The organism is Streptomyces muensis (genome assembly GCF_021474425.1).
Lineage (GTDB): Bacteria > Actinomycetota > Actinomycetes > Streptomycetales > Streptomycetaceae > Streptomyces > Streptomyces muensis.
This window is the reverse complement of record NZ_JAKEIP010000078.1, coordinates 22,732-33,476: the sequence shown is the minus strand read 5'-3', so window position 1 is coordinate 33,476 and position 10,745 is coordinate 22,732. Positions and strand designations below refer to the sequence as shown.

Here is a 10,745-nt window from a genome sequence, read left to right as displayed (position 1 = left end):
CTACTGCCGTTTGTTGGCCACCGCGAACGCAGCCTGAAACACACAAGATCGGCCGCTACGAAACTAGGGGCAGCTCAGGAGGGCGGTTCTTCGAACCAAGTGGCCTTCCTGGTCCGGGTGTTAAGGGTCTCGGTGCCCTGGCCGGAGAGCCGGTCTTCGTGCGCAGGTTTCTGAATCCCGTCGGACGCGGGCGGGGGTAAGTCTGTTCGGCTCGGCCGGCTTCTCCCAGGGCCTGCGGAGGTCTGTGGCCAGCGGTCGGGCGAGCCGGAGCTGGGTGTACGCGGCGATCACCAGCCAGGTCCACCGGTCGGCCGCTTCCGAACTCCGAAGCCGGGGCTTGGTCCATCCAAGGGTCTGCTTGAACAGGCGAAACGTGTGCTCCAGGTCGAAACGCCGAAGGAAGGACTACCAGCAGCGGTCGACGTCCGCCGCGCTGGCGCCGGTGCCCGACCACCACAGCCAGACCGGCTTGTTCACCCCGCCGGACGGCAGCTGCTCCACGGCCAGGCAGACGACGGTGCCCTCAAATGAGTGGGGGTGCCCGAACTGCCGCAAGCAGGCCCGCCGCGTACACAGCACGCATGGTTGCGGCGCAGGCTCGGAGTCCTGTTGGCCTTCCTGAACCCGGGTCCGCGCACGACTCGGGCGTTGGGGGCTGGCATGCCAGACGGAGCCGGACACGCCTCTGTGCAACGCGGGTCACTCGCCTCGTTGTGGCATCAAATTTCCTGAAGGCTGGCACAGTTCAACATTGTTTCGGCGCCTCAGGCGCCGACCCTGCATCCGTGCCCAACGCCGCACCGCTCTGTCGTCAACCCGACTGCGGCGCGGTGAGGAAGGGGCGTGAACGATGGAGCTCTGAACCTTGCACCCGCAGGCGAGGCGTGTCGCCACCTCGAACGACTCGTTGCCATCAGGCACGAAGGAGCCCCTGCATGGATCGCCACGACGTAGAATTGAACATCCATGGAAGATAATTCACAGGAAGATGATGATGAGTAGCCTCAAGCTGCTGTACCACGAGCTGGTCCGGCTGGAGACCGAGTTGTGGGACGGGATCGATGCGCGGCTGCGGGGCGAGTACGACCTTCCGTTGACCTCGTTCGAGGTGCTGCACCTGCTGATTCGGCGGCCTGGGCCGCGGATCCAGGACATCGCGGAGGAGTTCGCGATCACGGTGGGCGGCACGAGCAAGGTGGTCGACCGTCTGGAGTCGGCGGGCTTCTGCGAGCGGCGGGCCAATCCGAACGACCGGCGTTCCTCGATCGTCGAGCTGACCGACCAGGGACGAAAACTGATGGACGGGGCGATGAAGGCCTTCGAGGACGAGCTGGCGCTGCGGATCGGGTCGGTGATTCCCGAGCGGTCCGTCCGCGAAGTCACCGAGACCCTTCAGTCCCTGCGGGCCGCCGGCCGTGCCCTCGACGCGGAGCGGAAGGCTGCGGGGCAGACGCCGGTGCCGGGGCAGCAGGGCCGGTCGGCGTCGTGAACGCGATGCCTCGGCGGATCGCGGGGTCTGTACGGGCTCAGTCGGCTCTACCTTCTTGATCGGGTTGATCGAGCCATTCGTAAGGTTGGGTCGCCCAGGGGTGCTGGGTGTGGCTATCAGTCGGCTGCCGTCTCGTGGCTTGCATCGCTTCGCCGCCCGGCACCCCACGCCGACTCGGCCGCCGATCAGGAAGTGCGAACAAGTCGCTGTGTAGAGCAATGCCGGCGAGGTCGTCCGTGGCATGAAGAGCACGAGCACGCACGTCAGGAGCGCGATGAGCCGGATATGGGCGGGGATCGACAGCGGCAAGGGCCACCATCACGGCCTTGCGTTGGACGCCGACGGCAAGACCCTGCTGTCGCGGCGGGTCGCCAACGACGAGCCCGAGCTGCTGAGAAGCTGATCGGTGACGTCCTCGACCTGGCCGACAGCCGTGAGGTCACCTGGGCCATCGACATGACGGGCGGGGAGCCCGCGCTGCTGCTGGCCCTGTTGCTCAACCACGGCCAGGAGGTCCTCTATATCCCCGGCCGCCTGGTCAACCGGGCCTGCGACGGATACCGCGGCGAGGGCAAGACCGATGCCCGTGATGCCTACGTCATCGCGGACCAGGCCAGGATGCGCCGCGACCTGCGGCCCATCCGCCCCGGCGACGAGACGGCCGTCGAGCTCAAGCTGCTGACCGGACGCCGTGCCGACCTCGTCGAGGACCGCACCCGCGTGGTGAACCGACTGCGCGGCACCCTGCTGAGCATGTTCCCGGCCCTGGAGCGGGCTTTGGACGTGACCAACACCGGCCCGCTCAGGCTGCTGACGGGCTACCAGACCCCGGCCGCTATCCGCCGCGCCGGAGTTACCCGGCTGACGAAGTGGCTGGCCAACCGCAAGGTCCGCAACGCCAGATCCCTGGCCGACGCGGCCCTCCAGGCCGCCGAACGCCAGCACACCGCGATCCCCGGGGAGAAGACCATCGCGAAGCTGGTCCATACCCTGGCCGAGGAGGTGATGGCCCTCAACGAGCAGATCTCCGAGATGGACAAGCTCATCGAGGGCCGGTTTCGCGAGCACGAACTCGCCGACATAGTCACAAGCGTCCCTGGCGTTGGTGCCGTGCTCGGCGCCGAGTTCCTCGCCGCCGTCGGTGGCAGCCTGGATGACTTCGACTCCCCGGATGCTCTGGCGGCCTTCGCCGGCGTCGCCCCCGCGCCGCGAGACTCGGGCAAGGTCAGCGGCCACCTCCACCGGCCGGTCACCTATCACCGCAGGCTCCAGCGCGTCTTCTACACCTCCGCGCTGGTCAGCGTCTGCTGCGACCCGAACTCGCGGAAGTTCTATGACCGCAAACGCGCCGAGGGCAAGAAGCACGTCCAGGCCGTGCTCGCCCTTGCCCGCCGACGCGTCAACGTCCTGTGGGCCCTGATCCGTGACCGACGGCACTACCAAGTCACACCGCCAGTTACTACAGCTGCTTGACAACAGCATTAGGAAGCGATGCCGGCGAAGGCGATGACCTTGTCGATGCGGGCGCGGACGAGGAGGTTGCCGGGGCCGCCGTTGCGGGCGGCGTACTCCTCGGTGCGGTCGTCGCCCATGTAGCGCGCCCCGAGCTGGCCGCCCCAGCGCAGCATCTCGTCCGAGTCCTCGGAGACCTCGGCATGGCCTTGGAGCAGGACGAACGCGTACGGCGGCCGGTCCTCGTCGACGCAGAGGGCGTATCGCCCGTCGCGCGCGAGGTTGCGGCCCTTCACGCCGTTCTTCTCGGTGGTGAGCACGATGTCGTCGCCGTCGAGGAGGAACCAGACCGGTGTCACATGGGGGCTGCCGTCGGCTCGGACGGTGGACAGCTTGCCGGTGCGGGTGCCGTGCGAGACGAATGCCCGCCATTCGGCTTCGGTCATCTTCCGCACGTGCTCACCTTTCGTGTGCGCAACCCGGGACGGGGAGGCGATCTCATCGCCGAGGAGCCGGCCGGGGCTATCGGGCGAAGTCGAGGCGGTCGGCCAGGCCGGCCTCGGTGAAGGCGGCCTCGACCTCCTTGCGGCCTTCCTTGAAGTGGGCCCAGCTGTCGAAGTGGGCAGGGACGACGCGGCGTGCGCCGAGCAGCTTCGCGGCCTCGGCGCCCTGAGCGCTGTCGAGGGTGACCAGGGCGTTGTCGAAGAACATCGCGTGGCGGGCACCGCCTAGGAAGAGGACGGCTGTGTCGACGGGGGCGTAGAGGTCGGCGATCTCCTGGACGTACTCCAGGGCCGCGTTGTCGCCACTGACATAGACGGAGGGCAGGTCGTCGGAGGTGAGCATGAAACCCACGACGTCGCCGGAGAGCGGTTCGCAGCCCTCGGGGCCATGGCGGGCGGGCACCCCGGTGACGGTGACGGTGCCGCCGTCGGGCCGGGTGAGTTCGGCGGTCTGCCAGAACGCGAGGCCACGGGCGTTGCCGCCGAGGCGGCCGGCGCCGCTTTCGGTGGTGAAGACGACGGGGACTTCGGGAAGGAAGGCGCGGCCTGCGGTGTCGAGGTTGTCCTGGTGCTCGTCATGGGAGAGCAGGACGACGTCGACGTGCCCGAGGTCGGCGGCGGTGACGGGCGAGGGGTCGGTCTTGACCAGGTTGTAGTCGCCGACGCCGGTGGGGTACTCGCCGGGCGGGTCGAAGGTCGGGTCGGCGACGAACCTGAGGCCTCCGTACTCGATGAGTGTGGTGGGGCCGCCGTAGACGCGGACGGGGATCTTTTCGCTGATCTTTTCGCTGGTGGCACCGGCGCCGGACATCGGGGACCTCCCGGTCGAGGGAACAGGAACAGTGGCGGGTGGTAGGTGGCCCTGCGGCTACCGGGCGGGTGCGGAGAAGACGCCGAAGTTGTTGCCGGCCGTGTCCTCCAGGCGGGCGAACGTGAAGCCCGCGGAGTCGGAGACCGGCTCCATGAGCACCTTGGCACCAAGCTCCTGGGCGCGCTGGACGGTCGCGGCGACGTCCTGGACCAGGACGTAGAAGATCGCGTAGTTGGGGAAGGCGCCCTCCGACTCCCACACGCCGCCGGTCGGCTGCTGGGCGCCCGGCGTCATCACCGAGTGGTAGGTCACGCCCGGGGTGTTGGTGTTGAGGACGTACCTCCAGTCGAACAGCTCGCCATAGAACTTCTTGATCTTCTCCGGCTGGTCGGTCCCGAACTCGAACCAGGCGACCGAGCTGAAGGCGGGGACGGTCATGACGCTCACTCCTTACGTACTCCGAACAGGCCGATACCCAGCCTTGCATTTACATTCCACGGAAGCAACTTCCTTCGATTATTGTTCCGTGGATAGACACCGAGAGGGAAGGAAGCTGTCATGGAACCGGTCGAGATCGAGGCGAAGACTCTGATCCAGAAGTCGAAGACCCCATCGAACGACTACGTCATCAACCCCTACACCGGCTGTGTGCTGGGCTGCGCCTACTGCTTCGCCAGCTTCGCGGGGCGGCAGTTCGGCCGCTCGGTGACGGAGTGGGGTGACTACCTGTACGTGAAGAAGAACGCGGTCGAGCTCGCCCGCAAGGAGCTGGCCAGGATGCCGCAGGAGAAGCGCCGGGGCACGATGCTGCTCAGCTCGGTCACCGACCCGTACCAGGGGCACGAGACGAGGTACCGGCTCACCCGCGGCATCCTGCGCGAGCTGCTGGCGGTGGAGTACCCAGGGCTGGTGCGCATCCTGACCAAGTCACCTGTCGTCACGCGCGACATCGACCTGCTCACGAGCCTGCCCCGCGCCGAGGTCGGCATGACCGTCACCACCGCCGACGACAAGGTCAGCCGCTGGCTGGAGGTCCGCGCCCCGCTCGCCTCCCGCCGCCTGCGCGCCCTCGCCGAACTCAGGGACGCCGGTATCCCCACGTATGCCTTCGTCGGCCCGCTGCTGCCCCACTTCGCCACGCAGCCCGAGCTCCTGGACGACCTCTTCGGCCAACTCGTCGACGCCGGCGTCACCGAGGTGTTCATGGAACACATCAACCTCAAGCGGTACATCCGCGAGCGCATGGACCAGGTCCTCGGCGAGGAGCCGGAAGACGTCCGCGAGGCGTATCTCCAGGCGCGGACGAAGGAGCACCGCGAGCGGCTCGACGTGATCGTGGCGGAGCTCCTGGACAAGCACGGTCTGCGGCTGCGTTTCGAGGAGGTCGTCCACCACGACGACAACGACGCTCTACGGCAGCGGCTCGCGTCGTCGGCGTGACCGGCCCGAACGCTGCCGCACGGCCGGGCGCTGTCGCGGCGACGGACGTACGTCAGACGGTGACCTCGGCCCCCGGATCCGGCACCGCCAAGGCCCAGTCCCCCATGGCATCCAGCACGTCGCGCAGACCCTCGCCGAGCGGGGTGAGTTCGTACTCGACGCGCGGCGGGATCTCCGCGTACGTGGTGCGGGTCACGATGCCGTGCCGCTCGAACTGACGCAGCCGGTTGGTCAAGGTGTGCGGGCTGATGCCGGGCAGAGAGTCCCGCAGTTCGGTGAAGCGGTGCGGGCCACGCAGCAGTTCACGCACGATCAGGGTGGCCCACGGCCCATTGAGGAGCGTGAGGAACCGGGCCACACCGCACTCGGGCAGACAGGGATCGGTCATGTTCTCAACCGTAACCCCATTAGTGCAGTTGATGTAACTGGTGCATCGTATGCACTAATGGCTCCATGACCTACGTGATTCACGGCGCCACCGGCGCCCAGGGTGCCCCCGTCGTCGCCTCTCTCGTCGCCGCGGGCAAGTCCGTGACCGCTCTCACCCGCACCCCGGACACCGTCGTGGACGGCGCCCGTGTGGTGGCCGCCGGGTACTCCTCCACGGAGGCGCTGACCGAGGCCTACCGCGGCGCTGACGGCGTGTTCGTCCATCTGCCGGTGACCTCGGAGGAGGACCGCCGCACCTACGCGCGCAACATCGTCACGGCCGTCCGCGCGGCCCGCCCGGACCGCGTGGTGTTGTCCACCAGCGGGACGCCGACCGACCCCGCCACCGGCGGCGCGGTCGCGGTCCTGCTCGGCGGCCTGGCGGACAGCGGGGTGTCGCACGCGGTGATCGAACCCACGCTGTACCTGGAGAACCTGCTCATGCCGTACGTCCTCGGCACGGTCCGCGAGAAGGGCGTGCTGCCCTACCCGATCCGTGCCGACTTCCCCGTCTCCTGGGCGTCCCACCTGGACATCGCCGAGGTCGCGGTCGCCCTGTTCGACCGCCAGGACGTCACCGGTGTGGTCTCCGTCGGACAGTACCCGGCGATCACCGGACCGGACCTGGCCCAGGCCTTCGGCGCTCACTTCGGCAAGGACGTGCTCTTCGAGGCGATCAGCCCCGAGCAGATGCGCGCCTCCGTCGCGCCCGTGATCGGCGAAGGCCCCGCCGCCGACGTCGCCGGGATGTACGCGGCCATGAACGCGCTTCCCGCCCGCTCGATCACGCCGGAGAACTCCGCCCAGAAGCTGCTGGGCATCACCCCCCGGACCACCGGCCAGTGGCTGTCCGACCTCGGCCTGTGAGCCGCCCCTTCACCCCAGCACACCGCCCCTTCATCGACGAGGAGAGCCCCATGACCATCCCCGCGGAACAGTTCATGGACGAATTCGTGAAGGTCTTCGCCAGCGGCGACATCGATGCCCTCATGGAGTACTACGAGCCGGAATCGGTCATCATGGCCGAGCCCGGTGTGGCGGTCAGCGGGACCGAGGAGATCCGCGCCGTGCACCGGAAGCTGCTCGACCTGGGCGGGCAGCTGGTCATCGGCGAACAGGCCATCCTCGAATCCGGTCCCTACGCCTTGCTCACCGTGCCCTTCCACATGGAGCGCAGGGAGCCCGGTGGGACCGCCGCCACGCCGCTGACCAGCGACTCCCACCACGTCATGCGTCGCACCGACGACGGGAAGTGGATCGTCCTTCTCGACAATCCGTGGGGAACCGCGGCCGCCCGGCCGTCCGGCAGCCGGGACGCCGGTACGGGCCACACGCCCGAGCAGATGATCCTGGACATGAACAAGGCCTTCCAGGACCGGAATCTCGACGCCTTGCTGAACCTCTACATGCCGGACGCGGTCTTCTCGCCCGCGCCGGGGGTCCTCGTGCGCGGTCCCGAGGCGGTCCGCGGCGCCAACCAGGCGTTCCTCGGCGCCGGTGACCAGATGATCAACGGTGATGTCGCCGTGCTCGAATCCGGCCCGTTCGCGCTGATCTCCGGGGGCTGGCACCTCGACACGACCGGTCCCGACGGCAAGGCCGTCATCGTCGCCGCCGGCGACTCCGTCAGCCTCCTGTACCGCTCCGAGACCGACGGCAGGTGGCGCTTCTTCCTCGACAACCCGTGGGGATCCGGCTTCGCCCAGCAGCCCACCGGCACCGGCCGGCCGACCGCACCGGTCCCACCCGTGGTCCCGGCACCCTGATCAACTGCGGACGGCCCTAAGGCCAGCAGTTCGTCCCTGGTGGGAGATTCCGCCGCCGATCTCCCACCGGGGACGCCGCGCAAGCCACTCCCCTCACTCCGGCCCTGCCTGCCGGCGCCCTAGACTCACCATCAGTAACGATCCACTCGGCGTAACGAACAGGGGGCGCGACACATGCCGCAGCTTCCGGCTTTCGATGTCATGACGGCGACCTGCCCGTCCCGCACCTCGCTCGCCCGCATCGCCAACAAGTGGACGGCCATGGTGGTCATCGCCCTCAGCGGCGGCCGGATGCGCTTCCGCGACCTGCGCACCGCGGTCGACGGGATCAGCGCGAAGGTCCTCACCGAAACCCTCCGCGACCTCGAACGCGACGGCATCGTCACGCGGCAGGTGTACGCCGAGGTCCCTCCCCGGGTCGAGTACGAGCTGACCCCGCTGGGACGCACCCTGCACGCACCCCTTCAAGCCCTGGGCCGCTGGGCCGAGGAGCACATCACCGAGGTGCTCGCGGCACGCGAGAGCTACGACGCCCGCCAGTGACGGGCGCCGGCACGGAACCCGGTTCGGTCCCGGCCACCCCTGAGCCCCTGCGCCCCCTGCCACCCGCGGCTACCGCTTCGTATCCGTCAGCCACTTGCCGCGCAGCTTTGTGACCTGCACCACACGCGCCCATTGGTTACGTTGAGGTTACTGGTTACCGATGGTGACTATAGAGCTGCACGAGGACGAACCCACCGAAGGAAAGGGGCCGGCCATGGGGCCCACCACCACTGCGCTCAGGATCGCCCGCCAGTACGTCGACGCGGTGTCCGTCAAGGACTTCGCCACGGTCACGAGCTTGTTCGCCGACGGAATCGTGTGGCACCAGCCGGGCGCCAACCGCTTCTCCGGAACCCATCGCGGCACCGCCGCGATCACCGAAATGTTCGGCGGCATGATGACGGTCACCGACGGCACGTTCGGACTGGAGCCGACCGGCGCCCCTCTGGCGAACGGCGCGCTGGTCGCGGTACCGGTCCGCTTCTCCGCCCGGCGCGAGGGCGTGGAGATGGGGATGACCGGCATCGACCTGCTGAGGGTCGAGGACGAGCGGATCGCCGAGGTGTGGCTCTTCTCGGCGGGCCAGCAGGGCGAGGACGAATTCTGGGGCCCCGCGTCGGGGCGTGAGGAGCGAAAGACCATGACCAGCGAGAACATCAACGTCGTCCGCGCGTACTTCCAGGCCATCCAGAACGGCGACCTGGCCAAGGTCGGGGAACTCCTCGACGAGACGGTCGTCTGGCACCAGCCCGGCGCCAACCAGTTCTCCGGCGAGCACAAGGGGCGCGACGCGGTCTTCGCGATGCTCGGCGGGATGATGCAGACCAGCCAGGGCTCCTTCGCCATCGACGCCGTCCACGCCCTGATGGGCAACGGTGACACGGTGGCCGCCACCATCCACTTCACCGGCCGTCACGAGCGCGGCTCCATGGGCATGGACGGCGTGGACGTGCTGCGCCTGAAGGACGGAAAGATCGCCGAGGTGCGGCTCTTCTCCGCCGACCAGACCTCCGAGGACGCCTTCTGGGGCAAGTAAAGCCGTAGAAGGACAGGCGGTGCCGCCAACCCCTGGGGAGAGCCCCGGGGTTGGCGGTCGTTCACTGTCCCTCGCCACCCATGTACGGGTAGGTCCAGTGCAGGTCGGGGTTCATGTACTCCTTGATGTAGCGGCCGCTGACCCAGCGCTGGAGGGCGAGCCGGGAGCCGGTCTTGTCGTTGGTGCCGGAGGCGCGGCCGCCGCCGAAGGACTGCCGGCCCATGAGGGCGCCGGTGGGCTTGTCGTTGACGTAGGTCATGCCGGCCGCGTCGCGCAACACGCCGAGGGCCTCGGAGATCGCGGTCCGGTCGGCTGCGAAGATCGAGCAGGTCAGCGCGTAGGGGCCGGTGGTGTCGACGAGGGTGAGGACCGAGCTCCAGTCCGCGTCGTCGTAGACGTGGACGGCGAGGAGCGGGCCGAAGAACTCCTCGGCCATGGTGAACGCCGTGGGGTCCTCGGTGACGAACACCGTGGCATCGACGAACCAGCCGGTCTCCCGCCGCACTCCCCCACTGACCAGCAGACGGTGGCTGTCGAGCCCCTTGGCCCTGGTGATCGCCTTCTCCAGCCGGGTGCAGGAGGGTTCACCGATCACGGCGCCGAGATACGTCTCGTGCTCGGTGACGTCCCCGACCCGCAGCCCGACGACCGTCTCGGCGAGCCGGTCCTCCAATTGCCGCCACAGGCTGCGCGGGATGTAGGCGCGGGAGGCCGCCGAGCACTTCTGGCCCTGGTACTCGAACGCCCCGCGCACGAGGGCGACGAGGAGGGCCTCGGGGTCGGCGGACGGGTGGGCGACGACGGCGTTCTTGCCGCCGGTCTCGCCGACCAGGCGGGGGCAACTGCGGTAGGTGTGGATGTGCTGGGCGGTGGTCTGCCACAGGTCACGGAAGACGGCGGTGGAGCCGGTGAAGGTGACGCCGGCCAGGTGCTCGTCGGCCAGGGCCTGGGAGGCGATGGACCGGCCGTCGCCTTGGACGAGGTTGATCACGCCGGGCGGCATGCCGGCCTCTTCGAAGACCCGCATGACGACGTCGCTGCTCAGGGCCGACTTCTCGGAGGGCTTCCAGATCACCGTGTTGCCCATGAGTGCGGGGGTGGAGGGCAGGTTCCCTGCATCGACACCGGGATTGCCGCGCTGTCATACAGGAACGGCCGCCCGTGCGCCGTCCGGGTCCCTGGACGGCCAGTCCCCGTCCATCCGGCCAGGGAATCAGGAGCGGCCCGGCCGTCGGTCTCAACTCGGGCACCTGGCAGATCAGTTGCGCCCACACGA

The 10,745-nt window shown here is 68.6% G+C and carries 11 protein-coding genes and 2 pseudogenes; 7 read left to right on the top strand and 6 right to left on the bottom strand.

Annotation, left to right across the window (positions count from 1 at the left end; genetic code table 11):
- Positions 1–76 precede the first annotated feature (76 nt).
- Positions 77–576, bottom strand: a pseudogene (locus L0P92_RS20185) (NF041680 family putative transposase); the annotation flags it as partial.
- Positions 577–994: 418 nt separating this feature from the next.
- Here L0P92_RS20185 and L0P92_RS20180 point away from each other — a divergent pair.
- Both L0P92_RS20180 and L0P92_RS20175 read left to right on the top strand, forming a co-directional pair.
- Entirely contained in the window at positions 995–1,489 is a 495-nt protein-coding gene (locus tag L0P92_RS20180; RefSeq protein ID WP_234764193.1) for a MarR family winged helix-turn-helix transcriptional regulator, read from the top strand.
- Positions 1,490–1,763: 274 nt separating this feature from the next.
- A pseudogene (locus L0P92_RS20175) lies at positions 1,764–2,962 on the top strand (IS110 family RNA-guided transposase).
- Positions 2,963–2,970: 8 nt separating this feature from the next.
- Here the strand turns inward: L0P92_RS20175 and L0P92_RS20170 are convergent.
- The 3 genes from L0P92_RS20170 to L0P92_RS20160 form a co-directional block, all read right to left on the bottom strand.
- The gene (locus L0P92_RS20170) at positions 2,971–3,387 is read right to left on the bottom strand and encodes a PPOX class F420-dependent oxidoreductase (protein ID WP_234764192.1); all 417 of its coding nucleotides are present in this window, start codon (positions 3,385–3,387) and stop codon (positions 2,971–2,973) included.
- A 76-nt stretch (positions 3,388–3,463) separates the two neighbouring features.
- Positions 3,464–4,255, bottom strand: coding sequence for an MBL fold metallo-hydrolase (locus L0P92_RS20165; RefSeq protein WP_234764191.1), 792 nt, complete (start codon positions 4,253–4,255; stop codon positions 3,464–3,466).
- Between the two features lie 57 nt (positions 4,256–4,312).
- Complete coding sequence (locus L0P92_RS20160; RefSeq protein WP_234764190.1) at positions 4,313–4,693, bottom strand: VOC family protein; 381 nt, start codon at positions 4,691–4,693, stop codon at positions 4,313–4,315.
- Between the two features lie 120 nt (positions 4,694–4,813).
- Between L0P92_RS20160 and L0P92_RS20155 the strand changes: the two genes are divergently transcribed.
- The gene (locus tag L0P92_RS20155) at positions 4,814–5,695 is read left to right on the top strand and encodes an SPL family radical SAM protein (protein ID WP_234764189.1); all 882 of its coding nucleotides are present in this window, start codon (positions 4,814–4,816) and stop codon (positions 5,693–5,695) included.
- Positions 5,696–5,747: 52 nt separating this feature from the next.
- Here the strand turns inward: L0P92_RS20155 and L0P92_RS20150 are convergent, their stop codons facing one another.
- Positions 5,748–6,083 (bottom strand): winged helix-turn-helix transcriptional regulator, encoded by a 336-nt coding sequence (locus L0P92_RS20150; RefSeq protein ID WP_234764188.1) that lies wholly within the window; start codon positions 6,081–6,083, stop codon positions 5,748–5,750.
- 65 nt (positions 6,084–6,148) lie between these two features.
- Here L0P92_RS20150 and L0P92_RS20145 point away from each other — a divergent pair, with 65 nt between their 5' ends.
- From L0P92_RS20145 to L0P92_RS45510, 4 genes are all read left to right on the top strand, one after another.
- On the top strand, positions 6,149–6,991 hold the full coding sequence (locus L0P92_RS20145) for an SDR family oxidoreductase (RefSeq protein ID WP_234764187.1): 843 nt from the start codon (positions 6,149–6,151) through the stop codon (positions 6,989–6,991).
- Between the two features lie 50 nt (positions 6,992–7,041).
- Positions 7,042–7,890, top strand: a complete 849-nt coding sequence (locus L0P92_RS20140; protein ID WP_234764186.1) for a YybH family protein — start codon at positions 7,042–7,044, stop codon at positions 7,888–7,890.
- Between the two features lie 174 nt (positions 7,891–8,064).
- Positions 8,065–8,433, top strand: a complete 369-nt coding sequence (locus L0P92_RS20135) for a winged helix-turn-helix transcriptional regulator (protein ID WP_234764185.1) — start codon at positions 8,065–8,067, stop codon at positions 8,431–8,433.
- Positions 8,434–8,593: 160 nt separating this feature from the next.
- Positions 8,594–9,469 carry a nuclear transport factor 2 family protein gene (locus L0P92_RS45510; protein WP_308289738.1) on the top strand — a complete coding sequence of 292 codons (876 nt, stop codon included), beginning with the start codon at positions 8,594–8,596 and terminating at the stop codon, positions 9,467–9,469.
- Between the two features lie 61 nt (positions 9,470–9,530).
- On the opposite strand, the gene L0P92_RS20120 is transcribed toward L0P92_RS45510, so the two are convergent.
- Positions 9,531–10,556 (bottom strand): aldehyde dehydrogenase family protein, encoded by a 1,026-nt coding sequence (locus L0P92_RS20120; protein WP_234764184.1) that lies wholly within the window; start codon positions 10,554–10,556, stop codon positions 9,531–9,533.
- Between the last annotated feature and the right edge of the window lie 189 nt (positions 10,557–10,745).

What these genes read in the sequence shown, in the direction of transcription:
- L0P92_RS20160 (WP_234764190.1), bottom strand. Translation starts at nt 4,693, where the DNA reads ATGACCGTCCCCGCCTTCAGCTCGGTCGCCTGGTTCGAGTTCGGGACC.
- L0P92_RS20180 (WP_234764193.1), top strand. Translation starts at nt 995, where the DNA reads ATGAGTAGCCTCAAGCTGCTGTACCACGAGCTGGTCCGGCTGGAGACC.
- L0P92_RS20140 (WP_234764186.1), top strand. Translation starts at nt 7,042, where the DNA reads ATGACCATCCCCGCGGAACAGTTCATGGACGAATTCGTGAAGGTCTTC.
- L0P92_RS20120 (WP_234764184.1), bottom strand. Translation starts at nt 10,556, where the DNA reads ATGGGCAACACGGTGATCTGGAAGCCCTCCGAGAAGTCGGCCCTGAGC.
- L0P92_RS20150 (WP_234764188.1), bottom strand. Translation starts at nt 6,083, where the DNA reads ATGACCGATCCCTGTCTGCCCGAGTGCGGTGTGGCCCGGTTCCTCACG.
- L0P92_RS20155 (WP_234764189.1), top strand. Translation starts at nt 4,814, where the DNA reads ATGGAACCGGTCGAGATCGAGGCGAAGACTCTGATCCAGAAGTCGAAG.
- L0P92_RS20145 (WP_234764187.1), top strand. Translation starts at nt 6,149, where the DNA reads ATGACCTACGTGATTCACGGCGCCACCGGCGCCCAGGGTGCCCCCGTC.
- L0P92_RS20165 (WP_234764191.1), bottom strand. Translation starts at nt 4,255, where the DNA reads ATGTCCGGCGCCGGTGCCACCAGCGAAAAGATCAGCGAAAAGATCCCC.
- L0P92_RS45510 (WP_308289738.1), top strand. Translation starts at nt 8,594, where the DNA reads ATGGTGACTATAGAGCTGCACGAGGACGAACCCACCGAAGGAAAGGGG.
- L0P92_RS20170 (WP_234764192.1), bottom strand. Translation starts at nt 3,387, where the DNA reads ATGACCGAAGCCGAATGGCGGGCATTCGTCTCGCACGGCACCCGCACC.
- L0P92_RS20135 (WP_234764185.1), top strand. Translation starts at nt 8,065, where the DNA reads ATGCCGCAGCTTCCGGCTTTCGATGTCATGACGGCGACCTGCCCGTCC.